This is a genomic window from Halomonas sp. 25-S5 (assembly GCF_029889845.1).
Classification (GTDB): domain Bacteria; phylum Pseudomonadota; class Gammaproteobacteria; order Pseudomonadales; family Halomonadaceae; genus Halomonas.
In genome coordinates this window covers 19,828-46,810 of the sequence record NZ_JARANV010000011.1, presented here as the reverse complement: position 1 = coordinate 46,810, position 26,983 = coordinate 19,828, and the positions used below count along the sequence as shown (strand labels likewise).

Below are 26,983 nucleotides of genomic sequence, written 5' to 3'. Positions count from 1 at the left end.
TGCACCCATCAGCTGACGCTGGCGCGGATCTGTCGGGCCTTCTCCTGCAGCAGCGGCAGGTACTGGCGCATCAGGGTGTCGAAGTCGACCCGGGCGGCATTGGTGCTGATGTTGATCGCACCGAGCAGCCGGCCGTTGGCATCGAAGGCCGGCACGGCCACCGAGCGCAACCCGGAGTCGAGCTCCTGGTCGGCGATGGCGTAGCCCTGCTGGCGCACTTTCAGGATGCAGCGCTTGAGCTCGGCCTTGTCGGTGATGGTCTTGTCGGTATGCGGCTCGAGGACCACTCGCGCCAGGAAGGCGTCGAGTTGGGCATCCGGCAGCTGGGCCAGCAGCACCCGCCCCATGGAGGTGTGGGCCGCGGGCAGGCGCGTGCCCACCGAGAGGGTGATGGCCATCAGCCGGTGGCGCGACGAGGAGCGCGCCACATAGGTGACGTCGTCGCCGTCCAGCACACCCAGCGACGAGGACTCGCCACACTCGGAGGTGATGTCCTCGAGAATCTGCTGGATCACGCTGCGGTAGTTGTTGGCGGAGAGAAACGCATAGCCGAGGTTCAGCACCTTGGGGGCCAGCTCGAAGTGGCGCTGATGCTTGCGGACATAGCCCAGCGCATGCAGGGTTAGCAGGAAGCGTCGCGCCCGGGCACGGTTCATGCCGGTGCGCGCCGCCACCTCGCTGAGCGTCATGCGTGGGTGGGCCTCGTCGAAGGCCAGGATGACCTCGAGGCCACTGGCCAGTGCGGTCACGAAGTCACGATCGTCGGGGCTCAGGGCCTCGTCCTGCATTGCCGTTTCCATCCCTCGTTATCCTTGGTCGTGTTGCCGGAGAACCTTGGTCTAATCTAGCATATTTGTTCGAACAGCGAACACGTGTGCGACTATAGACGAAGCCTGCCCAGCCATCGGCCGAGCCCCACGCAACCATCCACGCAACTATCCACGCAACCATCCACGCACCTCCCGGAGAGACCGTCATGCCTGCCGCCCTGATCCAGCACCCCTTCATGAGCCAGCAGGCGCTGGCCGAGTGCAATGCCCGGGCCATGGTCGATGCCATGCTGGCGTTCGAGCTGTCCCTGGCCGAGGTCCAGGAGGCCCGCGGGGCGGTGCCCGAGGGTGCCAGCCAGGCCATGCGCCAGACCCTCGAGGCGCATGACTTCGACCTGGAGGCCATCGCCGCCGGCGTCGCCAGCGGCGGCAATGCGGCCATCCCCTTCGTCAAGCAGGGGCGCGCGGCCTTGCCGGAGGAGCTCAAGCGCTACTGGCACCAGGGCGCGACCAGCCAGGACGTGGTCGACAGCGCCCTGTTGTTGATGCTGGCGCCGCGCCTGGCCGCCCTCGATGCCCTGCTGGTGCGCTGTCGCACCGCGGCCCTCAGCCTGATGCAGGCCCATGACCAGACCGTGATGGTGGGCCGCACCCTGATGCAGCAGGCGCTGCCGATCACCTTCGGCGTCAAGGTGGCCCACTGGGCCATCGGCCTGGAGCAGGCGCGTCGTCGCTTGGCCGGGCTCGAGCTGCCGGTGCAGTTCGGCGGTGCCGTGGGGGTGCACTCTGGTCTAGACGGGCCGGGCCGGGACGACCAGGGCCTCGCCTTCATGGACGCCCTGGCCGAGCGGCTGGGCCTTGCGGCTGCCGTGCTGCCCTGGCACACCGATCGCCAGCCGATCCATGCCCTGGCCACGGGGCTGGATGCCGCCGCCGGCGCCGCCGAGAAGCTGGCCCTGGACGTGTCGCTGCTGACCCAGACGGAGCTCGGCGAGGTGGCCGAGCCGGCGGCCCCCGGCATGGGGGAGTCCTCCTCGATGCCGCACAAGCGCAACCCGGTGCGCTGCGCGCTGATCCGTGGCGCCGCCCGCCAGGTGCATGGCCATGCCACGGTGATCCTCAACGCCGCGGCCCAGCCCTTGGAGCGGGGCCTGGGCGAGTGGCACGCCGAGTGGGCGCCGCTGCTCGACAGTGCCCTGCTGCTCGAAGGCGCGCTGGAACAGGCCGCGGTGCTGCTCGAGGGCCTGGAGGTCCATCCCGAGGCGATGCGGCGCAACCTGGCGGTGACGGGCGGCGGCATCATGGCCGAGCCGGTCTCGCGCCTGCTGGCCCCGGTCGTGGGCCAGGACGCCGCCAAGCGGATCAGCGCCGAGGCCGCCGAGACGGCACGCCTGACGGGCCGCCCCTATGCCCAGGTACTGCACGAACAGCTGCTCGCGGAGCACAAAGAGCTGGCGGGTCGCGTCGAGCGTGCCGAGCTCGAGCGGGCCAGTGATCCGGCCTTATACCTTGGCAGTAGTCAAGCCCAGGTGCAGCGTGCCATCGTCTGGCTGGAGGGCAAGTAATCGACTGAAAGTTCGATATTTATGCAGGTTGATCGCGAGGGGAGGCCAGGCCTCCCTTTTTTCTTGCGCGCTCGGCGGGATTTGACGGGTGAGCATGACGGCGGTAATTTGTTCGCACTACAAACCTATGTTCACTTTACGAACATCTTCGGGCCGGCCGGTGGCCTCCCGAACGCAACAGCAAGAGGCGAACCATCATGGCCGAGTTTCTCAGCCTGCATGACGCGGTCGCGCGCTACGTCGAGGACGGCGCCACCGTGGCCATGGAAGGCTTTACCCACCTGATTCCCTTCGCCGCGGGTCACGAGGTGATCCGCCAGAAGAAGCGCGACCTGACGCTGATCCGCATGACCCCCGACCTGATCTACGATCAGCTGATCGGCGCGGGCTGTGCGAAGAAGGTGATCTTCTCCTGGGGCGGCAACCCCGGCGTGGGCTCCCTGCACCGCCTGCGCGACGCCGTGGAGAAGGGCTGGCCCCGCAAGATCGAGATCCTAGAGCACAGCCACGCCGCCATGGCCTGCGCCTTCGAGGCCGGGGCCGCCGGCCTGCCACTGGCCGTGCTGCGCGGCTATGTGGGCAGTGAGCTGCCCAACGTCAACGACCAGATCAAGTTCATCGAATGCCCCTTTACCGGCGAGCGCCTCGCGGCAGTGCCGGCGGTGCGCCCGGATGTCTCCATCGTCCACGCCCAGAAGGCCGACCGGGCCGGCAACGTGCTGGTGGAAGGCATCGTCGGCGTGCAGAAGGAGGCCGTGCTGGCGGCGACGCGGAGCATCGTCACCGTCGAGGAGATCGTCGAGGACCTGACCGCCGAGCCGGACTATCACCCCAACACTTGCATCATCCCGGGCTGGGCCATCGATGCCATCGCCGTGGCCGAGAAGGGCGCCTTGCCCTCCTATGCCCATGGCTACTACCCGCGCAACAACCGCTTCTACAAGGAGTGGGATGCCATCGCCCGTGACCGCGACGCCTTCACCCGGTGGCTCGACGAGAACGTCTACGATCAAGATGCCAACTCGACAGGGGGAAATGCCTGATGAGCCTCGCCTACACATCCTCGGAGATGATGACCGTCACCGCCGCCCGGGCACTCGAAAACGGCATGACCTGCTTCGTCGGCATCGGCCTGCCCAGTGAGGCCGCCAACCTGGCGCGCCTGACCCATGCCCCCGACGTGGTGCTGATCTACGAGTCCGGCACCCTGCAGACCAAGCCGGAGGTGCTGCCGCTCTCCATCGGCGACGGCGAACTGTGCGAGTCGGCCCTGACCACCGTCGCGGTGCCGGAGATGTTCCGCTACTGGCTGCAGGGCGGCAAGATCAGCGTGGGGTTCCTGGGCACCGCCCAGATCGACCGCTACGCCAATCTCAACACCACCCTGATCGGCGACTACCAGTCACCCAAGGTGCGCCTGCCGGGCGGCGGCGGGGCGCCGGAGATCGCCACCAACGCCGGCGAGGTCTTTATCACCCTGAAGCACTCCAAGCGTGCCTTCGTGAAGGACGTCGACTTCGTCACCACCCTGGGCTTCGGACGCGACGGCAAGGGCCGCGACGGCGTGCCGAACATCGGCAAGGGGCCCACGCGCGTCATCACCGACCTCTGCGTGATGAAGCCCGACCTCGAGACCAAGGAGCTCACGGTGGTCTCGCTGCATCCGGGCGTGAGCCGCGAGGACGTGTGTGATGCCACCGGCTGGGAGATCCGCTTCGCCGGCGAGCTCGAGAGCACCCCGGAGCCCAGTGCGCATGAGCTCGAGATCCTGCGCGAGCTGAAGGACAGAACCGAACGCCAGCACGCCGGCGAGTAACAGGAGACCCTCCATGACCGACGTATTCCTCTGTCATCCGCGGCGCAGCGCCGTGGGCCGCTTCGGCGGCACCCTTTCCAGCGTGCGCCCCGACGATCTCGCCGCCAGCATCTTCAAGGCGGTGCTGGCCGAGGCCCCGGGGCTCGACCCGGCGGCCATCGACGATGTCTTCATGGGCTGTGCCAACCAGGCCGGCGAGGACAACCGCAGCGTGGCGCGCATGTCGGCGCTGCTGGCGGGCCTGCCGACCTCCGTGCCCGGCACCACCATGAACCGCCTGTGCGGCTCCGGCATGGACGCGGTGGGCACCGCCTTCCGTGCCATCAAGGCCGGCGAGATGGAACTGGCCCTGGCCGGCGGCGTGGAGTCCATGTCCCGCGCGCCCTACGTGATGGGCAAGGCCGACAGCGCCTTCTCCCGCGGCCAGAAGCTCGAGGACACCACCATCGGCTGGCGCTTCATCAACCCGTTGATGAAGAAGGCCTACGGCGTGGAGTCCATGCCCGAGACCGCCGAGAACGTGGCCGAGCAGTTCACGATCTCCCGCGAGGACCAGGACGCCTTCGCCCTGCGCTCCCAGCAGAAGGCCGCCGCCGCCCAGCAGGCCGGCCGCTTCGCGCTGGAGATCACCGCCATCGAGATCCCGCGCCGCAAGCAGGCGCCGCTGGTCTTCGACCAGGACGAGCACCTGCGCGAGACCACGCTTGCGAAGCTCGCCGGCCTGTCCACCCCCTTCCGCGAGGGCGGCAGCGTCACCGCCGGCAACGCCTCGGGCGTCAACGACGGCGCCGCGGCCATGCTGGTGGCAAGTCGAGAAGCGGTGGAGCAACACGGCCTCACGCCCATGGCGAAGATTCTCGGCATGGCCACCGCCGGCGTCGAGCCGCGCATCATGGGCTATGGCCCGGTGCCCGCGGTCAACAAGCTGCTCGCGCGCACCGGCGTGTCGCTCGACGAGATCGACGTGATCGAGCTCAACGAGGCCTTCGCCGCCCAGGCGCTGGCCTGCATGCGCGACCTCGGTCTTGCCGACGACGACCCACGGGTCAACCCCAACGGCGGCGCCATCGCCCTGGGCCATCCGCTGGGCATGTCTGGCGCCCGCCTGCTGCTGACCGCCGCCCACGAGCTCAAGAAGAGCGGCAAGCGCTACGCCCTGTGCACCATGTGCGTGGGCGTGGGCCAAGGAATTGCTACCCTGATCGAGCGGGTATAAAGCGGCTATAACAGGAGAGACACCATGGCATTTCTGAACATCAACGGGCGCAGCGTCGCCTATCGCCTGCTCGGCGCCGAGGCTAATCCCCTGGTGATGCTGGCTCATCCGCTGGGCATGAGCCAGGCGGTGTGGGACGACGTCCTGCCCCTGCTGTTGCCGCGCTACCGCGTGCTGACCTGGGACCTGCCCGGCCACGGCGCGAGCCAGGCCTGGGGCAACGACCCGATCACCCCGGCCGACCTGGCCACTGAGGCCCTGGCGCTGGCCGACCACGCCGGCGCCGGCCGCTTCCACTTCGCCGGCACCTCCATCGGCGGCGTGGTGGGCCAGCAGCTGGTCAGCCAGCACGGCGAGCGGCTGCTCTCCGCCACCCTGACCAACACCGGGGCGGTGATCGGCAACGCCGAGCTGTGGAACACCCGTGCCGGCCGCGTACGTCAGGAAGGCCTGGCGGCGATGTCCGAGGAGATCGTGCCACGCTGGTTCGCCCCCGCCTGCTTCGAGGCCGAGCCGGCCCTCAAGGCAGGCTGGTGCACCCAGATGGGCCGCGGTGATGACGAGTCCTACGCGCGGCTCTGCGAGATGCTGGGGCGCGACGTCTTCACCGGCAAGCTGTCCGGCCCTCTATCTCAACACCCGGGCGTCAAGGTGCAGCTCTTCGGCGGCAGCGAGGACATGGCGACCCCCCCGGCGACCCTGGAGGCCCTGGCGGCCGAGTGCGACGGCGCCCCGCTCGAGATCCTCGAGGGCGTCGGCCACGTGCCCTCCGTGGAGGTGCCGGGCCTGTTCGCCGAGAAGCTGCTGGCGGTGCTGGCGGTAAACCTGGGCGACGTGGGCGCCAACGGCGTCGACTATGCCACCGGCCTCGAGACCCGCAAGCAGGTGCTGGGCGAGGAGCACGTGGCGCGCTCCACCGAGAATGCCACCAGCCTGGATGCCCCCTTCCAGCAGATGATCACCCGCCTGGCCTGGGGCGAGCTGTGGAGCAACGACGACCTGACCCGTCGCGAGCGCAGCATGATCACCACCGGCATCCTCGCCGCCCTGGGTCGCGAGGAGCTGACCTTGCACCTCAAGACGGCCAAGCGCATCGGCCTGACCGAGGCGGAGCTGCGCCAGGTGCTGATGCATGTGGCCATCTACGGTGGCGTGCCGGCGGCCAACCATGCCTTCTCGCTGGCCAAGGAGCTGGGCTGGGGCAGCGGCGAAGCCTGACGGGTCTTGCTTGTCGAGAAGCCTCCGTCCCCCATGGGCCTTCGTCGTGGAGGCGCAAGCCTGAAGCCAGGTTAGTGATCGACAAAGTCGACCCGCCATATCCCGGCGGCGATATCGGCCAGCCGCTTCTGGCGGGCCTCGATACGGCTCTCGTCCCAGTGGTCATTCTGTTCGGCAATTGCCCGTGTGATCTGAAAGTCACTGGCGAGATAGGCACGGCGTTTCTCATCGAAGTCGGCATGGCCGATATCCCGGTTCACCCGGCTTTCCAGAGGCGTCATGTTGCCCAGACGGTAGATCAGCCCTTCCAGCTTCCCGTCTGGGATATGCGTCCAGGTCTCTGACGGATGTTCAGGCAGTACATGCTCCAAACTATAGGCGGGGCTCTCGAAGTCCAAGGACTGACCGCTACGCTGGCGCTCGATCTCGAACAGCATGTAGCGCACCACCTTGCGGTTGCGACTGCTGGTGGTGCGCAGTGCCTTCTCGGTGAAGGCGGCCTTGAACTGGCGATCATCGGGATAGACGCCACGCAACGCTGCCAGTACCTGCCGGAGGTTGCCGATCTCGCCTTCCGCTAGTTTCCAGGCCACCTCGTTGTAGGTTCGCTCCTGCTCATGGGTCGGCAGGCTGCAGATCACGTTGTAGCGCAATGCGATTACGGCGATTGCGCGCAAGATACGGATGAACACTTCCCGTTCCTGCTCGAAGAAACGCCGGTGGCAGGCCAGCAGCATGGCAAGCGGCTGGCGCACATTGAACATCTGCAGCTGTTCCAGGGCGCGCTGCTCCGGCTCGTTCCAGCCCGGGTCCTGGGGATCCCGCAGAGCCGCATAGAGTCCCGCATGGTGATCGAGTTCGCGGATCAGGCCAAAGGCACCTTCCCGGTCGCTGACGCGGCGGCGTATGGTCTTGAACAGCTCGGCCTTGCGCACCAGCCGATGCCGGCTGTTCCAGTAGACGCGCAGGAACTCGGGGAAGCTCTCGCTGCCAAGAAGACCCACGATGCGTTCCCAGCGGTCCTCCAGGGCCTTCAACTCGGCCTCATGGGTCGAGGCGGAGCTGACCAGCGAGAACAGGTAGTTCTTCAACAGGTCGGTGGAGGAGAGGCGAACGCCGCGGGCGTTGAGCGTCTCGAACACCTTGAAGGCGTTGAGCTCGTCGGTGACCGTGATCACGGTGAAGAACAGCTTGTCGACCAGGTTGTCGATGAAGGCTGCCAACCGCTGGCCGCCGCCGTCTTCGCTGCCGATATGCTCCTTGAGGTGTTCCCGGAACCAGCCATACGCCTTGCGCAGATGGTGCTCCGAGGCATGCAGGCCCCGTTGGGGCAAACGCTCCAGGGGGACCAGGTAGGTCTGGTAGAAGCGGTCATTGTGGCGGTTCAGGGTCAGCTTGGACTGCGGAATCAGCGAGACCGGATCCATGTAGCCGATATAGCTGTTGCGCAATTGCTCCTGGCGACGACGATTGTCATCGGCATCCTGTCCCGCCTCGACCAGCATCTGCAGGAGCCCCAGCCCCGCCAGGATCATCACGCTCAGGGTGGTGATGCGCTGCTGACCGTCGATGATGTCGAAGTGCTTGCTATCGGCGGATTGGAGCACCAGGTAGCCCATGTAGTGGGCCGGCTCGCCGTCCTCCTCGAACAGACCCAGCACATCTTGCCAGAGGTCTTCCCACTCATCCTCTCCCCAGGAGTAGTCGCGCTGGAAGGGCGGTACCCGGTAGGTGAGGCCATTGCCCAGCAGCTGGCGCAGGGTCTGGTTGGCCGTATTGAAATTCATCGTCGCCATGGCGTACCGTCGCTGATCATTGGGCTTAACTTATCAAGTCTACCTGCCGCTACAGTGTCTGTAGAGCCAGTCAGCATCCACCATAAACACGGCAACAACGACTACTCTCACCATGCCAGATACCCGCCTGCGTATCGAACTGCTCGACACCGATCCCCTGGTCTGGCGCCGCGTGCTGGTGCCGGAGCAGATCAACCTGCACCGTCTGCACGAGGTCATCCAGGCCGCCATGGGCTGGGAGGATTGTCACCTCTTCGAGTTCGAGTGCAACGGCCGCTACTACGGCGAGCCGGACGACTGGAGCGACCGGCCCATCGCGCTGGCGCGCAATGCCAGGCTCAAGATCATCGCCGCGCGGCTGAAGGACAACACCTTCCACTACCTCTACGACTTCGGCGACGACTGGATACATCGCATCGTGGTGGAAGCGACCGGCCTCGCCGAGACCAACCCCTGCCCGCGGCTGATCGACGGCGCCATGGCCTGCCCGCCGGAGGATATCGGCGGCATCAGCGGGTTCGAGGCGCTCAAGGAGGCCGCCGCCGGCCGCGGCGATGAGCACGGCGAGATGCTGCTGGACGCCGCGGACGGCCACTTCGATCCGGAAACGCTGGACGAAGAAGAGATCGATTTCATGCTGGCGCCGATCCAGGCCGGCTTTCGACGGGGCGGGCGCTGCCACGGCTGATGGGCGGCATGCCCTTCTTCGGCTATCTTCTGGTCTTCGTCATCACCGTGGTGGGGGCGGGCTCTATGACCTCCCGGGGGTCGTGGCGCTGGCCTTCCTGCCGACCCTGGCGATCAGCCTGGCGGCCATGGCCTGCACCCGCCGGCTGCTCGCATCCCGCCAACCGGAGGCCTGAATGCTCAATGCCCGGATCAAGCTGCGCCACCTCCAGGCCTTCCTGGAGGTGGCCCGCCAGCGCAGCTTCGCGCGTGCCGCCGAGCGCCTGGCGATCACCCAGCCGGGCATGTCCAAGACCATCAAGGAACTCGAGGAGATCCTCGGCACCGCGCTCTTCGAGCGGACCTCCCGCGGGGTGGCGCTGACCCAGGCCGGCCTGACCCTGCTGCGCCATGCCGGCCCGGCGATCCGTGCCCTGGAGGAGGGCGTCAGCGCGTTGGGCGAGGCGCACGCCACGGTTCGCTGGCTGCGGGTGGGGGCGCTCTCCACGGTGGAGAGCCGCCTGCTGCCCGAGGCGATCCGGCGCTGGCAGCAGGCCGAGGTCGGCGAGGCCGGGGTCAATGTGGTGACCGGCCCCAGTGCCTTCCTGCTGTCCCGGCTGCGCCGCGGCGAACTGGACCTGGTGGTGGGGCGCATGACCGAGGCCCGAGAGATCCGCGACCTGGCCTTCGAGCATCTCTACTACGAGCGCCTGATATTGGTGGCGCGGCGGGGGCACCCGCTGGCCGGGGTCGAGCCGTTCGAGGCCCACCGGCTGGAGGACTATGCCTGGGTGCTGCCGCCCCCTCAGACCACCCTGCGCCAGCAGGTCGACAGCTTCTGTGTGCGCCACTCGCTGCGCCTGCCGGGGCGTCAGCTGGAGACCCTTTCGCTGCCGTTGAGCCATCGCTACACCCTGGAGAGTGACGCCGTCTGGGTGGCGCCTGAAGAGGCCGTTCGCGACGCCCTGGACGAGGGCCGGCTCTGCGAGCTGGCCCTGCCGCTGGAGCAGCAGGGCGGTTCGGTGGGGCTCTGTACCAACAGCAGCCTGGAACCTTCCCTGGCCTTGGAGGGGTTCTGCGAGACGCTGAGGGTGGTAGCCGCCGGGCGTTAGCTTTTCCTGAAACCTGTCTAGATATTCGCCGAGACAGAGTATGAAGCCGTTCTCAACGATACCTAATTATGCTTAGCATTAGAGGGGGCTTAGCTTTGCTCTCCGCCAAAAACCTCCAGAAGAAGATAAGCAATTTCTTAAAAAACTTGGTTGCCAGTGCAGGCCTATGCGGGTCTGTACCGATCAAAGCATATAAAACCAATGCTTGTGCAACCACATAGGAGAGGGTACTTTCCACAAGGCTGTTCCGCCCACGAGACCGTGCCGCCTCAGGCGAGGAGGCAACACCATCGCCCATAGGAAGCGAAAACATGGCCCAGATGGAAGATCGCTGGTTATCCGTAGACGAAATAGGCAAGCACCTTGGTGTCAGCAATGACACCGTGTACCGCTGGATCGAAAAGCATGCGATGCCCGCCCACCGCATGGGACGCTTTTGGAAGTTCAAAAAAATCGAGGTAGATGAGTGGGTCAAAGCCGGTGGAGCCGCCGAAACGCCTAGCAAGGGTGAGCGTTCCGAATGACCCAAGGAAGGTACCGCATCTCATTCACGTCCGGCAGCCTGTATCATCGCGAATCGGTGAAGCTGGCCGAGCTGTACCTGTCACTCCGTGACTGGGAAGAGGTACGGGCTCAAGCGCTGCGCGGCAACTTGCTTCAGGCCAGGACTGAAAGTACGGCAAAGCGTACCTGTAGAGAGGCGATTGCGCGCTTGAAGACGTTGAACGATGGTGAACTGGCTTTCCTTCCGGAGGCAAACCACCAGGACCAGGCTCACCTCCTATGGGTTGCAGTGTGCCGTCTGTATCGGTTTATCGCGGATTTTGCGGTGGACGTTCTCCATGAACGGTTTGTCGCGATGAAGCTGGACCTCAGCTTTGAGGATTTCGACGCCTTCTATAACCGTAAATCGGAATGGCATGAAGAACTTGATAACACAAGCGCTTCAACGCGCAATAAATTGCGGCAGGTCCTGTTCAGAATGCTGCGGGAGGCTGGGTTATTAGCTAAGGACAAAACCATCAACGCGGTACTACTAAGCCCAAGGCTGGTTGAGTTACTTCGTCAGAACAACCCTGACGAGTTTCTGTACTTTCCAGTCTATGAATCAGGTATCAAGGAGATGTCAAAGTGAGAAAGGACATTGCCAAGGTGCCGATGCCGGACCGACTCCAGCACCTGTTCAGCGTCGTTTCTGGACAGCGATTTCTGAACAAGCAGGGGCTAGGCAATGAAGTACCATTCTTCATCTGCCCCTACCGGCCGGAAGAAGCCGTCGAAATGGAGCGTCTTCAGCGGCAGCTGGTCAACCGACTGGAGCAGTCGGGCATCCGGATCCTTAGCATCAATCTGTATGACCTGGCCGTCGATATTTTGAAAGAAAGAGATATCTGGAACCAGGTGTTGGAGCTTGAGCCCACGGCTTCAAAGGATCAGCTGAAAGAACTGTTACAGGGAGTGCTGGACCCGGAAGCTCATTTGGTGCCGGCTATTGCGGAAAAACTCCAATCCATTGAGTTTGACGTGCTGTTTCTTTCAGGGGTGGGTGAAGTCTTCCCCTACATACGTTCCCATAACGTGCTCAACAACTTACAAAGCACCGCCAAAGACCAGCCAACGGTGATGTTTTTCCCAGGGTCCTACACTCACTCCTTGGAAACTGGTGCATCATTGGACCTGTTCGGCAGGTTGCATGACGACAAGTACTACCGTGCGTTCAACATTTTCCATTACGAAGCCTGAGCGGACGACTCGATTCGAGGCGTAATCATTAAGGGAAAGTGCAATGACATTGAAGAACATTTTTCTAAAGCCCGTTGACCGCCCCATCGAAGGCGTTATAAAAGCCGACGATGAAGCCAGTCTTCGCCTCGAGATTGAAGAATACGTATTGACCAACGAAGTCGAAAAGCGTCTGGAGGAGTTCCTGGATGCTTACAATAATTACGAAGGAGCAAACGGTGTATGGGTGTCCGGTTTCTTCGGTTCGGGTAAGTCTCACCTGCTCAAGATGCTGGCGCTATTGCTTGAAAACAGGGTGCTGGAAAACAGGGAGATGGATAGTGCTTCAACCCTGGACCTGTTCCTTCCCAAATGCAGCGAGAATGAAATTCTCCGGGGCGATCTAAAGCGAGCAGTCTCCATCCCCTCGAAGAGCATTCTGTTCAACATCGACCAAAAAGCGGATGTCATCAGCAAAACCCAGATCGATGCACTTCTGGCCGTGTTCGTTAAAGTCTTCGACGAAATGTGCGGCTACTATGGCAAACAAGGGCACATTGCCCAGTTTGAGCGCGATCTGGACAGTCGTGGCCTGTACGAACAGTTCAAAGCCGAGTATGAGGCCATTGCTGGCCGCTCCTGGCAGAAAGGCCGAGAGCAGGCCCTGCTGGAAGGGACTAATATTGCCAAAGCCTACGCCGCTGTGACTGGCGGAGACCAGCAGTCGGCAGCAGGCATCCTCGACAAGTACCGCAGCGAATACCGAGTCTCGATTGAGGACTTCGCCGACAATGTGAATGCCTATATCGAGAATCAGGCAAACGAGGGCGTCCACAAAGAGTTCCGCCTGAACTTTTTTGTGGACGAGGTTGGCCAGTACATTGCCGACAACATCAAGCTTATGACCAACCTGCAAACCATTGCAGAGAGCCTCGCCACCAAGTGTCGGGGCCGGGCCTGGATTATCGTCACTGCTCAGGAAGAGATGAAAGATGTTGTGGGAGAAGAAGGTAAGCAGCAGGGTAATGACTTCTCAAAAATCCAGGCGCGCTTTAGGAATCGAATGAAGCTGTCCAGTGCGGACGTGGCTGAGGTCATCCAGAAGCGCCTACTGACCAAGACCGAAGAAGGCGTCAATCAGTTGTCAGACGTCTACCACGCGCAAGCGAACAATTTCAAAACGCTCTTTGACTTTGCGGATGGATCGGCTACCTACCGGAACTTCCGGGATAGGGAGCACTTTATCCACAGCTATCCCTTCGTCCCCTATCAGTTTGCGTTGTTCCAGTCAGCGATCCAGAATTTGTCCGAGCACAACGCCTTCGAGGGTAAACACAGTTCTGTCGGTGAGCGCTCCATGCTGGGGGTTTTCCAGCAGGTGGCCATCCACATCAGCAACCATGAGGTGGGTCAGCTGGCCACCTTTGACCTGATGTTTGAAGGCATCCGCTCTGCACTGAAGTCACAAATACAGCGGGCGATTATTCAGGCCGAAAACCACCTCGATAATGCCTTCGCCATCCGGCTGCTGAAGGCCCTATTCCTGGTCAAATATGTCAAGGAATTCAAGCCCACGGTGCGCAACCTTTGCGTGCTGATGCTGGATGCCTTCGATCAGGATCTGCCGGCACTTCGCACCAAGGTCGAAGAAGCCCTGAGCCTTCTGGAGCAACAGACCTACATACAGCGCAACGGCGACCAGTACGAGTACCTGACGGACGAGGAAAAGGACGTCGAGCAGGAGATCAAGAACACAGAGGTTGAGTCATCGGACGTTGCGGACGAGCTGGAAAAGATCGTTTTCGACTTTGTTATAAAACAGCGCAAAATCCGCTATGACGCCGGTTCCTCCCAAAACCAGGGGCAGGACTACTCCTATTCGCGCAAACTGGATGATCGTCTGCATGGGCGTGAATACGAGCTCTCGATCAATGTCATCAGCCCGTTCCACGAGCATACTGACAACGAGCAGATGCTACGCACAGCCTCGACCTACAAGGCGGACGAGCTGTTCGTGCTCATGCCGTCCGACGAGCGCCTGGTGCGCGATTTGCTCATGTTCAAGCGCACCGAGAAGTACATCAAGCAGAACATTTCCGTTACCCAGCAGGAAGCAGTTAAGCGGATCCTGAATGACAAGGGCTTCCAGAACCGTGAGCGCGAGGCCAGGCTCCGGCAACAGGTTCAGACCCTCATTGGCAAGTCCAAGTTGCTCATTGGTGGCGCCGATGTGGAAGTGGCGAATGAGGACCCCCAGACCCGCATTATTCGGGGTTTCCATGAGCTGATTTCACGGGCTTACCCCAACCTCCGCATGTTGCGCGGCGTTTCCTACACGGAAAGCGACATCAGCAATTGCCTCAACCGTACAGAGGATGGCCTTTTCGGTAACGACGCCACGGCTCTGGCGGAATCCGAGCAGGAGGTGCTGGCGTTCATTCAGAGCAACAACCGGGGCGGTGTCCGCACCACCCTCAAGAGCCTGCTGGAAAAGTTCGAACGCAAACCCTATGGCTGGTATTACGCCGCGATTCTCTGCACCCTGGCCAACCTGTGTGCCCGTGGCAAGGTGGAAGTTCGTCTCGACGGGAATATCCTGGAGGACAGCGAGCTGGAGCGCGCCCTGCGTAACACTCACGGCCACGGCAACGTGGTGCTGGAACCACAGATTGAGTTCACCGCCTCTCAGGTCCGGGCCCTCAAGTCGTTCTATGAGGACTTCTTCGACAGCCCGCCCCGCAGCAGCGAAGCCAAGGCCCTGGGTAAAGAGGCCGGCGAAGCCTTCCAGGACATGTACCACGACCTGGATCGGCGGATAGCGCAGGTCGACCAGTACCCGTTTCTCAATGCCTTGAAACCTGCCCTGGTGACGCTGAAAGAAGTGGCCGGAAAGCCCTACACCTGGCACCTGACGGAATTGGGCAAGCAGGAAGATCAACTGCTGGACCTGAAAGAAGATGTCATCGACCCCATCCGCAAGTTTATGGGCGGTTCACAAAAAGACATCTATAACCAGGCTCGGTCCTTCCTGCAGAACCAGGAGCCCAACTTTATCTATGTGTCCGGGGATGAGATCGAGCAGATCCGCACCATCCTGAACGACCCCAACTGCTACAAAGGGAATCGCATTCAGCAGCTCAAGGGCCAGTTGGATAGCTTGCAGGAGCGCATCGACGAGAAAGTACAGCAAACCCGAGCTCAGGCAGAAACGTCCCTGAAGACCATGCAGGAACGCATGCAAAGCATGGGCGAATATCAGTCCTTGCCGGAGCCCCGTCAGGAGGAACTCAATAAACCGTTCCGGGATCTGGTCGATTACATTGGGCAGGAGCGCCTGATTGCCGTGATCAAGGACCGGACCCGGTACTTTGAAGAAGAGGGCTACCAGAAGCTGCTGGGCAAAATGGTGGCGCTGGCCAATCAGAAATCAGCACCGGCAGACGACCCCGATCAGCCCCCAGGGGGCCAGAGTGAAGGGGGCCCTCACGAGATCAAGGAACCGCCCGCCGACTACGTTCACACCCGCAACCTCCGTGTCGCGTTCGACAAGGCCTGGTTGGCCGACGAGGAGGATGTGGACCGGTACCTGAATGCCCTGCGCGAGGCCCTGCTGGTTGAAATCCAGCAAGGCCGCAAGGTCCAGATCTGAGCGTGCCGAACCGTCTAACCGGTCGATGTTGGGGATAGCCATGCACGAAGCCGAACAGGAAATCCGGGCGCTCATCCGCGGTGGCGAAAGCCTCGCCGTCGAGTTCAAGAGCGACGTCAAAAGCCTGCCGGACCGGGACCTGGTAGCCGCGGTGGTGGCCCTGGCCAACACCGAGGGCGGCGACCTGTTCCTGGGCGTTGAAGACGATGGCACCCCGACCGGGCTGCATGCCAACCACCGCAACCTCGCCGGCCTGCCCGCACTGATTGCCAACAAGACCATTCCCTCACTGGCCGTGCGCGTTGAGGCCCTTGAGCTGGAAGGGCAACCTGTTGCCAGGATCCAGGTGCCCAAATCCCGGCAGCTGGTGTCCACCTCGGATGGCCTGCTGCAACGTCGGCGCTTGAGAATGGACGGAACTCCAGAGGCCGTGCCCTTCTACCCCCATGAGTTTGTTCAACGCCAGTCCAGCCTGGGGGTAACCGACCCCTCGGCCTTGCCGGTGGAAAACCTGGCGGTTGATGACCTGGATCCGATTCAGCGCATCCGAATCCGCAACGCCATCAAGAAGTACGGCGGCGACCAGAGCCTGATGCCCCTGGCGGACGATGAGCTGGACGGCGCCCTGGGGCTGACTGTGAGCGTGGGAGGCCAGCGCCACCCCACCGTGGCGGGTTTGCTGCTGCTGGGGAACGACATGCAGCTCCGGCAACACCTGCCCTCTCACGAAGTCGCCTTTCAGGTGCTGCGCGGTACCGATGTCCTGGTCAATGAGTTCTACCGCAAACCGCTGCTGGAGACCTTCGAAGAAGTCGAGGTGCTGTTCCGCGCCCGGGTGGAGGAAGAGGAGATTCAGGTCGGGCTGTTTCGCGTGCCCATCCCCAACTTTGACCGCCGGGCCTTCCGGGAAGCCTTTGTGAATGCCCTGGTTCACCGCGACTACAGTGCTCTGGGCGCCGTGCACGTCAAACTGGACGATGACGGCCTGAGCATCAGCAATCCCGGTGGTTTTGTGGAGGGCGTCAACCTGGACAACCTGCTGGTGGCCGACCCCCGCTCCCGTAACCCACTGCTGGCCGACATCATAAAGCGCATCGGCCTGGCCGAACGTACGGGCCGGGGCATCGACCGGATCTTCGAGGGCATGCTCCGCTACGGACGCACTGCACCCGACTACTCCATGTCATCCGCACACACCGTCTCCGTGCGCATGAGCGCAGCGGACGCGGACGCCGAGTTCCTGCGCATGATTGTCGAGCGCGAGGAACAGACCGGCGCCGCCATGCCCATCGACAGCCTGATTATCCTGTCCCGGCTGCGCAATGAGCGGCGCTTAAGAACGGCGGACCTGGCCAAATCCGTGCAAAAGCCCGAAACCGTGGTCCGGGGCACCCTGGAAAAGCTGGTGGAAGCCGGCATGGTGGAAGCCCACGGCACCGGCAAGGGCCGCACCTACACCTTGAGCGCCAAGGTGTACCGGGGGGCGGGACAGAAGGCGGCCTACGTTCGCCAAGCGGGGTTCGATGCCATCCAACAGGAGCAAATGGTGCTGAATTTCATCGATACCCACGGCAGCATCAAACGAGCGGATGCCGCCGATCTGTGCCATATCAGCCCTTTCCAGGCCACTCGGCTGCTCAACCGCTTGAAAGACAAGGGCGTGATACGCCCGGTAGGCCAGGGGAAGGGGACCCGATATGAGCGAAGCTGATAAAATACGTGCGGCGCACGAAAAATACGAGCGGATACGAGCGCCGCGCGTATTTTCGCGTGCAAGTGAGGGCAGTGGCCGACCGGGTGCTGGATCAGGGGATAGTGAACAATCGGGAAGTAATGATGATAGACCGGCTTGAACTCAAAAACTTTACGTCATTCGGTGATCTGGACATCGATTTCTCATCCAAGATCAACGTGATCATTGGCGAAAACGGTACCGGCAAAACACACTTGCTCAAGGCGGCCTATGGGCTTTGTGCCGGCGCATCGTTTTTCAAGAGCAAGCCGGATCTCGGTAAAGCCGAGCTCGAAGCGGCATTGACTGCCAAGTTTTTGCGCCTGTTCATGCCTCTGGATAACAAGCTCGGGAAGATGCACCTCCATGGGGCCAGAGAGCACGCCATTTTAACCGCACAGTTTGCAGGGGGGCAGAAGGTCAACGCGACCTTTTTCAACAACTCCTCTGAGCTTTCGATCAAGAATTCGCAAAGCTACGCTAAGTACCGGGCTGAGCCCGTGTTCATCCCAACCAAAGAGGTGCTCTCTCTGGTCAAGGGCATGGCCGACGAAACTCACGACCAGAAGACGGTTGAGCTGATATTTGATGATGGCTACGTGGATCTTGCCAAGGCCTTGGCAAAAGCCAGTGACGAAGACCTGGAAGTGCGAGTCAACGAAGATCCGAGGTTGAATTCGATTATTCCGCAATTGGTCAGTCTGATTGGTGGGCGCTATCAATGGGAAAACGGCGGTTTTTGCTTCCAGCCAGGTGAATATCGGGAAAAGCCCTCGCCTAAACGAACCAATTCCAAGTCCGCCCAAGCGTATCAGGACTCCACCGTGACGGAGTTCGTCGCAGAAAGCGGTCGTCAGTACTCCAGCAGCATGACAGCGGAGGGCTTCAGGAAGATCGGTATTCTGCACAGGTTGCTGAGCAACGGCGTGCTGTCTCCTGGGTCGAGTGGCCCACTGTTCTGGGACGAACCCGAATCCAATATGAACCCCAAGCTGATGAAACAGCTCGTGCAGGTACTCTTGGAGCTTTCTCGAAACGGTCAGCAAGTCATTATCGGAACGCATGACTATGTCTTATTGAAATGGCTGGACCTGCTTTCTGATAAAGGGGCGGGGGATCACGTGCGCTATCACTCTTTATACTGCAAAGAGGGTGTTGGCGAAGTTTATATTGAAACAACTGATGAATACGACGGGGTTAGCAAGTCTGCTATTTCAAATGCTTTTGCTGAACTCTATGACGCAGATGTAAAAAGGGCTTTGGGGTAGTTTGAATGGCAGCTTACAAAGCAGAGAAAAATGCTGATCTTGAGTTCAATTTCCCGGAAGGGCTTGAATGGAACGAGCTGGATAGGCAGGGCGTTAAACTTCCTGTTCGCATGAAGTTTGTTGATCTTGTAATCGAGCGTGAGCGGGACATCCTCCTTATTGAAATAAAAGATCCTTCGCATTCAAAAAGCCCTGATGTGAACAGAAATCAATATCTCAAAAGCCTTGCGGACAACTCTCTCTTGACACAAGAGCTAACTCCAAAGGCTCGAGATTCTTACCTTTATCTTCATCTGATGGAAAAAGATGAAAAGCCTTTCAAATACATTGTCCTGATAGGCCTGGATGCCTTCGACTCAGAGAAACAAAAAGCAGTCTTGTCTGGATTCAAAGACCGGCTGATGGCAGACATTCGCTGTGAATCGTTTGAGGCGTGGAAACGAAAGCACATATCTGATTGTGTCGTATTATCGGTTGATACCTGGAACAAAACATTTCCAGATTGGCCTGTATCACGCATAGCCGATGCACAAGTTTGAGGATAGTAATCGTGGAAACTGGAAAGCTAAAAAAGTTCGCCCAATTCGCTCGCCGTAGCCTCCTCGAACAGGTTACCGCCAAGCTAAAATTGGTATTGGCCGACGAGAGTCCCGCTCGGCGAGAAAGGCCACAGGCGATTAAAAAGCTGGAAGAGGCGGTAAACGACCAAGGCAAAGAGCAGATTATCGAGCGGGTGGCCTACATCTGGTTCAACCGCTTCTGCGCCCTGCGTTTCATGGATGTGAATCGTTACAACCGTATTGGCATTGTTTCCCCTGCTGAGGGGCAGTTCCAGCCTGAAATCCTGGCTGATGCCAAAATGGGCCATATCGATGAAGACATGGTGTCGGAGTCAACCCGCCAGAAGATCTTCGCACTGCTGGACGGAAAGACACCAAGTCAGGACCCGCAGGGGGAAGCCTATCGCCTTCTGGTCGTCGCGGCCTGTAACTATTGGTACAACGCGATGCCGTTCCTGTTCGAGCGTATTGATGACTACACCGAACTTTTGATGCCGGATGATCTACTCTCAGGCAACTCGATCCTGGCCTATACCCGCGAGGCCATGACGCCGGATGCCTGTGAAGATGTCGAGGTTATTGGCTGGCTGTATCAGTTCTATATCTCCGAGAAGAAAGACCAGGTATTCGCTGATCTTAAGAAAAACAAGAAGGTTACTCCTGAGAATATCCCGGCGGCGACCCAGCTGTTCACGCCGCACTGGATTGTGCGTTATCTGGTGGAGAACTCACTAGGCCGCCTCTGGATGCTCAACCGTCCTGATTCTGGCTTGATTAAGCAGATGGATTACTACATTAAGCCGGAAGAGCCTGAGACGGATTTTCTGCGTATCAGCAGCCCGGAAGAAATCAAGATCTGCGATCCAGCCTGTGGATCGGGGCACATGCTGACTTATGCCTTCGATCTGCTGTATGCCATTTATGAGGAGGAAGGCCACGAGCCGTCCGAAATCCCGGAAAAGATTCTGACACAGAACCTCCATGGCATCGAGATCGACGAGCGTGCCGGCGAGCTGGCTGCCTTTGCGCTGACCATGAAGGCCCGAGCCAAGCAGCGCCGATTCTTTCGAAAACCGGTGCAGCCGAATGTTGTCGTCCTGGAAAACGTGACTTTTACCGAAACCGAGATGCAGGATGTATCAACTTTGGTGGGTAAGGATCTTTTTACGGACGAACTGCGTGAGACGCTGAGTCAGTTTGAGCAAGCGAGAAACTTCGGCTCATTGATCGTGCCGAAGTTACGCGAACCGGCCGTGATTCTGCGGGCGCTGGAAGCGCGAGATTTCGGCTCTGATATGCTGCTGAAAGTTTTGTACGAGCGGCTAATGGAGGTGCTACGCATGGTTGAGGCGTTATCGCCGAAATATCATGTGGTAGTGGCGAATCCTCCTTATATGGGTCGTGGTGGCGCAAATGAAGCGCTGTCATCTTGGACTCAGAAACAATACCCAAAGAGCAGAGCAGATTTGTATGCGATGTTCATTGAGAGGTGCGGGCAGTTGTCAATTCCCGCTGGCTTTTTCTCTATGATCACTATGCATGGCTGGATGTTCTTATCAACGTTCGAAAAGCTTCGGCGTGAGCTACTGCTCGAAAATCATATTGTGACAATGGCACATCTTGGTGAGCGGGCCTTTGACTCGATCGGCGGAGCTGTTGTTTCAACAGCAGCTTTTGTATTCGAGCACAAAAGGCGACTAAGGTCACGAGGCACCTATATCCGCCTAGTAGAAGGTGGGAACGAACAGGTAAAACGAGATGCCCTGATTGATGCTTCCAATAACGAAAATTCTATTTTTCGTTTCACGGCTTCCTCAAATGACTTCAACAAAATTTCGAGTGCTCCTGTCGCATACTGGGTGTCACCCCTCCTTTTCAGTCTTTTCGAGGATGGGACGCCGATAAAGGATAAGGTCATCTCAAGAGATGGATTAAACACGGGAAATAATGAACTTTTTATTAGGCAGTTCTGGGAAGTTCCCCTTGCATCGTCGAAATCCGGAGCGCAGTCCGCTGAGGAATTTTGGTCATCAGGAGCTCGGTGGGCGCCACTTATCAAAGGCGGCCCGTATCGGAAGTGGTATGGCAATCTTCAGCATGTGATCACCTATGACAGGCAAGGTTTTGAACGGCTAGCGCGGTCGGGCAACAAGCTGCCATCACGTGAGTTCTACTTTAGAGAATGTTTTGCGTGGACGCGAATCTCTAGTCCGGCAGGCTCGTTCCGCTACTATCCAGAGGGAGCGATATTCGAAAGTGCAAGTCTTTGCGTCTATTCAGATAGCCCCAAAGATCTGAGAGAGTCATTGGCCTTTTCGAATAGTAATCTGGCTCCCAAGGAACTCGCTGCGCTCAGTCCTACGGTTAATCTTCTCTCAGGCTACTTTGATATGCTCGTGGTGCCTCCTTTGGGTAACCAATCGCAAAACATCATTGAAATCTGCGGACAGTGCATTGATATTGCCAGAAGCGACTGGGACGCATACGAAACCTCTTGGGATTTCACGAGATTGCCTTTGTTGAATCCTAACTACCGTCAGCCAAGTCTAGACGCCTCCTATCAGAACCTCCGCGCCTACTGGCGAGAGATGGCACAGGAAATGCGACGGTTAGAGGAAGATAATAACCGCATCTTTATCGACGCTTATAGTCTGCAGGATGAGCTGGCCCCAGATGTACCGCTGGAGGATATCACTCTGACCTGCAACCCTCACTACCGCTACGGCAACAACAAAAGTGAGGACGAGCTGGAGTCACTTCTTCTGGCTGACACCATGCGCGAGCTGGTCTCCTACGCCGTTGGCTGTATGTTCGGCCGCTACGCGCTGGACAAACCGGGGCTGATCCTGGCCAACCAGGGCGAAACTGTTGAGGATTACTTGAAGCAAATCCCGGAGCCGAGCTTTCCGGCGGACGATGACAATGTCATTCCCATGCTCGACGGTGACTGGTTCACCGATGACATCACCGAGCGCTTCCGTGAATTTCTGCGCATCGCCTTTGGCGAAGCACACTATGAGGAAAACCTCCGCTTTGTCGAGCAGGCACTAGGAAAGGACATCCGCAAGTACTTCCTGAAGGACTTCTACAACGACCACGTGCGCCGTTACAAGAAACGGCCCATCTACTGGCTGTTCTCCTCTCCCAAGGGCTCATTCAGCGCGCTGATCTACATGCACCGCTACCAGCCTCACACCGTAGGCACGGTGCTGGAGTATTTGCGCGATTTCAAAGATGAAAAGCTGCAAGCCCGGAAGAACCATCTGGAAGCAGTCAGCATCAGCGCCGGGGCCTCTCCTGGCGAGAAGACCAAGGCCCTGAAAGAGATCGAGAAGATCAACAAAATCCTAGCCGAGTTGGATGACTACGAGCGGGATGTACTTTATCCCCTGGCTACCGAACAGGTGGAAATCGATCTCGATGACGGGGTGAAGGCCAATTATCCGAAATTTGGCGAAGCCTTGAAGAAAATTCCAGGCTTGTCCTGAAGCAGTAAGGAGCTGTCGGCATGGCAGGTGAGTACGAAAAGGCCATTACTATCAAAGACGCGATTGATGCCATCAATCAGCGAGACTATCTGTTGCCGGCAATACAGCGGAAGTTCGTCTGGAGCAGCCATCAGATCTGCGTGCTGTTCGACTCCATCATGCGGGGTTACCCCATCAACACATTCATGATGTGGGAGATCAAGGATGATGGCATCAAGAACGACTACAAATTCTACGAGTTCCTGAAATCCTACTGCCAGCGTTTCAGTGAGGAAAACCCTCACGTTGCAACCAATGCGAGTTATAAGGATTTCAGGGCAGTTATCGATGGCCAGCAGCGTCTTACATCCCTCTACATTGGGCTTTGCGGTACATATGCGTACAAGAAGCCAAGAGTTTGGTGGCCTAGCACTCGCGACGACAAGGTGTTGCCGCCCCGCAAGCTGTATCTGGAACTAAAAGCACCACTGGAATCGGAAGACGATGAATCGCTGATGTATTACAACTTCCGATTCCTCACAGCCCGGCAATATAAAGACTCATTGGCTGCAGAGACCCCGGCCCACCACTGGCTTTGCATGCATGAAATACTCAGGTATCCACACCACGAAAGTAGCGATGATGTGCTTTTGGAGGTGGTAATGCCAGAGCTCGAGCGACGAGGACTCAGTACAAATACCTTTGCCCGAAAAACACTGCTGAAAGTTTATGACGTGATCCGTTCCCAGCGGATCATTCACTACTTCAATGAGAACAGTCAGCAAATCGACCATGTTTTAGATGTATTTATCCGAACCAACAGCGGAGGCACCAAGCTGGACTTTTCTGACCTGCTGATGTCGATTGCCGTTGCCCACTGGGATGGAGATTTTCGGAAAGAGCTTGACGACTTGACCCAGCACATCCATCAGAACACGGAGATGGGTTTCTACATAGAGCGTGACTGGTTGTTGAAAACCTGCTTGATGCTCACGGAAGCCGATGTCCGTTTCAAAGTGAGAAATTTCAAGGGCGAGCAGGTTGCTCGAATCCAGCAAGAGTGGCCCGAGATCAAAGAATGTATTACCGAAACATTCCGCCTCGTGCGGCGGTTCGGTATTACGCCGCAGTCCCTGACCTCCAGAAACGCTGTTATTCCGATCTGTTACTACTTGTATAAAAAATGCTCTTCAGGAGAGCCACTCTTCAGGAAAATTAATAATCTTGCGAAATGCCATGAGCAACGTGCGGTAATCAGTCAGTGGTTTTACATGGCGCTGTTGAAAGGGGTCTTCGGTGGTCAAGCCGACTCCATTTTAAGCAGCATGAGGGATGTTCTGGAAAAACACCTCACCAACGATATCTTCCCGTTGCCCGCCATCATCGAGCGTTACAAAGCGACGAACAAGGATCTGCGTTTCGATGAAGAAACCCTCGATAAACTGCTGGAAACGCAGCACGGAGAGGGGCGCTGCCGCGCGTTACTGCATTTGCTGTTCCCAGAAATGAACGTTTCAGAGGTTTTTCACATTGATCACCTTCACCCGAGGGCATCCTTTGACAAGAAATTGTTAAATAAAGCTAGCTTCCTGCAGGATGACGAGCAGTTGATGGCGTTTTATCGTAATCCAGTCCACTGGAATGCGATCCCCAATCTTCACCTATTGAATCATTCGCAAAACCTTGCGAAGAAAGACCGCCCTTTGAAGGAATGGCTTTCTGACCAGAATGTGCACCTGACCCCTGGTGATCTGCTCATCGAGAATGTGGATCTGGAATTTACTTCATTCAAGGCGTTCTATCTGGCAAGGCGAGAAGCCCTAAAACAGCGCTTGATATCCCGAGTTTACATGTCCGCGCCGTTGGCGGCGGAGAGTGTGGCTGACAGTGAAGACGAAGAGCTGGAAGAGGTGGTCTCATGAGCAGCCAGATTCAAACGGCTCTGACGCGACTGTTTGATAAGCACCGGATCATTTTCTGGTACGACACCAAGCAAGAGCTGCGCGGTGATTTCGAGACGGTTTCCATCCCGCACGTGGAGAAGCTGGAAATCGCCAACAACGAGTACAGTCTGAAATATCGTGTTCTGCGGGAGTCACCCGACCAGAAGTTCCTTCTGTACAAAGAAGGACCGCAACCGGAGGATCTGGATAACTGGTTGCTGGATGTGCAGTTGGCCCACGGCGAGTTCCGGACTGACCAGGTGGCTATCTGGCTGTCCGAACTGGAGCTGGGCCTGGAGTTCGCCGAGGTCGCCCAGGCCCACGCGGAATTTTTCCAGGCGATCAAGCGCAAAGACGCTTTGAAGAAGTTGCTGAAATCGGACGACACTGCCGGCCAGCTGCGCCTGAAGATGCTGGCTGTCTGTGCCGGTAGCGAGCCGCGTATGGACTCGGTGGTGGAAACCCTGCTGCAGCAACTGGCGGAAGAGCGCGATGATGGGATCAGGCTGATCGAACGGTGCGGCTTGGATAGCTTCCTGTGGGAACAACTGACCCGTTTCTACGGCTACGAGGCCAGTGCCCCCAGCCTGCGAGACTTTGTGATCGAGCTGTTCAAGTCCTGCTACGCCATGGGTACCGATGGCGATGTCAAACTGACCGGCGACGCCCTGGTGTTCCTCAAGCGCTGGAAAGACAGCCGGCAGTTCGAGCAGGGGTTTGAAACCCTGTCTGCCGAGTGTGCCGAGGTGCTGGGCATTGAGCAGGATCTGGGTAAGCGGGACTTCCGGGAACTGGTTGAGCTGGATTACTTCCGGCTAATCGACCAGAAGATTATCAGTGACCTGGTGCGGGCGGTGGTAGGCCGCACGGTCACCAGTGGCGATGTGGCACTGTGGGTGCGACAGCGGCGACAGGGACATTGGTACGGGGAGTTCCGCCACCTGTATGAAGCCATTGAGTTTGCGGCCCGTTTTGTCCAGATGCTCGGTGAGGCTCGTCTCACCATGGAAAGCCTCTCCGACGGTGTTCAGAGATACAGCCGCTCCTGGTTCCAGTTGGACCAGCTCTACCGCAAGTTTACCTACCATGTGCGTATGTCCGGCCAGGCATCGTTAATGGGCGAGCTCAGTGAGCAGGTGGAGAACCTGTATTCCAACAACTATCTGCTCAAGCTGGGCGACGGCTTCCAGGTTCACGTGGATGCCGCGCCGCGCTGGGAGGCCTATCCGGTCGTTCAGCAAAAGGCCTTTTTCGAGCACTGGGTTCGCCCGTACCTGCGCAAGGACAAACGGATCTGCGTGATCATTTCCGACGCCATGCGCTACGAGATAGGTGACGAGCTGCTGGGCCTTATCCGGCAGGAAGATCGCTACAGCGGGGAGCTCGAACCGGCGCTCTCGACCCTTCCCAGCTATACCCAGCTCGGTATGGCGGCGCTGCTGCCCAACAAGTCCCTGGCGATCGCCGACAATGACACCGGCACGGTACTGGTGGATGGCCAAAGCTCACAGGGCACGGTCAACCGTACTAAAATCCTGCAGGCCGCCCTGGATGGGCGGGGCCAGGCCGTTAAGGCGGAGGATTTTATGCAGCTCAACCGGGACGACAGCCGGGAGCTGCTCAAGGGTAACGATGTGGTGTACATCTACCACAACCGCATTGATCACACCGGTGACAAGATGCATTCAGAGGGGCAGGCTTTTGAAGCCGCAGAACAAACCCTGGATGACCTGATTCGTCTGATCAAGAAGCTCACGGCGGCCAACGCCAATAACCTGCTGATCACCGCTGACCATGGCTTTATTTACCAGAACCGTGAGCTGGATGAGAGTGATTTCCTGGGCGATGCCGTTTTTGGCGATGATATTCGCTACCGGGACCGTCGGTTCGTGCTGGGTAAGGGGCTGTCCGCCTCTCCGGCGTTCCATCACTTCTCGTCCGAGCAGCTTGGGCTGGATGGCGATATGGAAGTGCAGATTCCCAAGTCCATCAACCGGCTGCGCCTTAAAGGCTCTGGCAGCCGCTTTGTGCATGGCGGCGCATCCCTTCAGGAGGTTGTGATTCCGGTCCTGAAGGTCAACAAGAAGCGCCAGAGTGATGTCAGCGCCGTTAAGGTGGACATCCTGCGTGGGGCCAGCTCGGTGATCACTTCCGGCCAACTGGCCGTCACCTTGTATCAGTCCGGGCCGGTTACCGAGAAAGTACAGCCTCGCCACCTGCGGGCTGGGATTTATACCCAGTCAGGGGAGTTGATTTCGGACAGTCACGACCTGTCGTTTGACCTGACCTCGGATAACCCCCGCGAGCGGGAGCTTCAGGTGCGCTTCGTGCTGAGCCGCAAAGCGGACGAGGCCAACGGCCAAGAGGTTTTCCTGCGGCTGGAAGAACAGCACGCCGGTACCTCCCACTACAAGGAATACAAGTCGCTCAGGTATTTGATGCGGCGGTCCTTTACCAGCGATTTTGATTTCTGAGGGTTATAG

The 26,983-nt window shown here is 59.2% G+C and carries 19 protein-coding genes; 17 read left to right on the top strand and 2 right to left on the bottom strand.

Annotation, left to right across the window (positions count from 1 at the left end; all coding sequences use genetic code 11):
• Nucleotides 1–8: 8 nt before the first annotated feature.
• A complete protein-coding gene (locus OP498_RS09640) occupies nt 9–788 on the bottom strand; it encodes an IclR family transcriptional regulator C-terminal domain-containing protein (RefSeq protein ID WP_280553417.1) in 780 nt (259 codons plus the stop codon).
• A 188-nt stretch (nt 789–976) separates the two neighbouring features.
• Here OP498_RS09640 and OP498_RS09635 point away from each other — a divergent pair, with 188 nt between their 5' ends.
• The 5 genes from OP498_RS09635 to OP498_RS09615 all read left to right on the top strand — a co-directional run bounded on the left by OP498_RS09635 (nt 977) and on the right by OP498_RS09615 (nt 6,585).
• Nucleotides 977–2,335, top strand: a complete 1,359-nt coding sequence (locus tag OP498_RS09635; RefSeq protein ID WP_280553371.1) for an adenylosuccinate lyase family protein — start codon at nt 977–979, stop codon at nt 2,333–2,335.
• A gap of 197 nt (nt 2,336–2,532) precedes the next feature.
• Nucleotides 2,533–3,378: a CoA-transferase gene (locus OP498_RS09630; RefSeq protein WP_280553370.1), complete on the top strand. Its 846-nt coding sequence runs from the start codon at nt 2,533–2,535 to the stop codon at nt 3,376–3,378.
• Nucleotides 3,378–4,151, top strand: a complete 774-nt coding sequence (locus OP498_RS09625; protein ID WP_280553369.1) for a CoA-transferase subunit beta — start codon at nt 3,378–3,380, stop codon at nt 4,149–4,151. Before OP498_RS09630 ends, OP498_RS09625 begins: the two co-directional genes overlap by 1 nt.
• A gap of 13 nt (nt 4,152–4,164) precedes the next feature.
• Entirely contained in the window at nt 4,165–5,367 is a 1,203-nt protein-coding gene (pcaF, locus tag OP498_RS09620) for a 3-oxoadipyl-CoA thiolase (RefSeq protein WP_280553368.1), read from the top strand.
• Between the two features lie 24 nt (nt 5,368–5,391).
• Entirely contained in the window at nt 5,392–6,585 is a 1,194-nt protein-coding gene (locus OP498_RS09615) for an alpha/beta fold hydrolase (protein WP_280553367.1), read from the top strand.
• 71 nt (nt 6,586–6,656) lie between these two features.
• Here the strand turns inward: OP498_RS09615 and OP498_RS09610 are convergent, their stop codons facing one another.
• Complete coding sequence (locus OP498_RS09610) at nt 6,657–8,381, bottom strand: DUF262 domain-containing protein (RefSeq protein WP_280553366.1); 1,725 nt, start codon at nt 8,379–8,381, stop codon at nt 6,657–6,659.
• A gap of 112 nt (nt 8,382–8,493) precedes the next feature.
• Between OP498_RS09610 and OP498_RS09605 the strand changes: the two genes are divergently transcribed.
• The 12 genes from OP498_RS09605 to pglZ all read left to right on the top strand — a co-directional run bounded on the left by OP498_RS09605 (nt 8,494) and on the right by pglZ (nt 26,974).
• A complete protein-coding gene (locus OP498_RS09605) occupies nt 8,494–9,069 on the top strand; it encodes a plasmid pRiA4b ORF-3 family protein (RefSeq protein ID WP_280553365.1) in 576 nt (191 codons plus the stop codon).
• Nucleotides 9,070–9,244: 175 nt separating this feature from the next.
• On the top strand, nt 9,245–10,159 hold the full coding sequence (gene pcaQ, locus OP498_RS09600; protein WP_280553364.1) for a pca operon transcription factor PcaQ: 915 nt from the start codon (nt 9,245–9,247) through the stop codon (nt 10,157–10,159).
• A gap of 311 nt (nt 10,160–10,470) precedes the next feature.
• Nucleotides 10,471–10,683 (top strand): helix-turn-helix domain-containing protein, encoded by a 213-nt coding sequence (locus OP498_RS09595; protein WP_280553363.1) that lies wholly within the window; start codon nt 10,471–10,473, stop codon nt 10,681–10,683.
• Complete coding sequence (locus OP498_RS09590) at nt 10,680–11,294, top strand: DUF1819 family protein (protein ID WP_280553361.1); 615 nt, start codon at nt 10,680–10,682, stop codon at nt 11,292–11,294. The genes OP498_RS09595 and OP498_RS09590 overlap by 4 nt, the downstream gene beginning before the upstream one ends.
• Before the next feature lie 17 nt (nt 11,295–11,311).
• Nucleotides 11,312–11,902 carry a DUF1788 domain-containing protein gene (locus OP498_RS09585; RefSeq protein WP_348533481.1) on the top strand — a complete coding sequence of 197 codons (591 nt, stop codon included), beginning with the start codon at nt 11,312–11,314 and terminating at the stop codon, nt 11,900–11,902.
• 43 nt (nt 11,903–11,945) lie between these two features.
• Nucleotides 11,946–15,530: a BREX system P-loop protein BrxC gene (brxC, locus tag OP498_RS09580; RefSeq protein ID WP_280553359.1), complete on the top strand. Its 3,585-nt coding sequence runs from the start codon at nt 11,946–11,948 to the stop codon at nt 15,528–15,530.
• Nucleotides 15,531–15,570: 40 nt separating this feature from the next.
• Nucleotides 15,571–17,241: a crosslink repair DNA glycosylase YcaQ family protein gene (locus OP498_RS09575; protein WP_280553358.1), complete on the top strand. Its 1,671-nt coding sequence runs from the start codon at nt 15,571–15,573 to the stop codon at nt 17,239–17,241.
• A gap of 74 nt (nt 17,242–17,315) precedes the next feature.
• On the top strand, nt 17,316–18,530 hold the full coding sequence (locus OP498_RS09570; RefSeq protein WP_280553356.1) for an ATP-binding protein: 1,215 nt from the start codon (nt 17,316–17,318) through the stop codon (nt 18,528–18,530).
• A gap of 5 nt (nt 18,531–18,535) precedes the next feature.
• Nucleotides 18,536–19,069: a hypothetical protein gene (locus tag OP498_RS09565; RefSeq protein ID WP_280553355.1), complete on the top strand. Its 534-nt coding sequence runs from the start codon at nt 18,536–18,538 to the stop codon at nt 19,067–19,069.
• Nucleotides 19,070–19,080: 11 nt separating this feature from the next.
• The gene (gene pglX / locus OP498_RS09560; protein ID WP_280553354.1) at nt 19,081–22,578 is read left to right on the top strand and encodes a BREX-1 system adenine-specific DNA-methyltransferase PglX; all 3,498 of its coding nucleotides are present in this window, start codon (nt 19,081–19,083) and stop codon (nt 22,576–22,578) included.
• 20 nt (nt 22,579–22,598) lie between these two features.
• Nucleotides 22,599–24,479, top strand: coding sequence for a DUF262 domain-containing protein (locus OP498_RS09555; RefSeq protein WP_280553353.1), 1,881 nt, complete (start codon nt 22,599–22,601; stop codon nt 24,477–24,479).
• The gene (pglZ, locus tag OP498_RS09550; protein ID WP_280553352.1) at nt 24,476–26,974 is read left to right on the top strand and encodes a BREX-1 system phosphatase PglZ type A; all 2,499 of its coding nucleotides are present in this window, start codon (nt 24,476–24,478) and stop codon (nt 26,972–26,974) included. Before OP498_RS09555 ends, pglZ begins: the two co-directional genes overlap by 4 nt.
• The last annotated feature ends 9 nt before the right edge of the window (nt 26,975–26,983 follow it).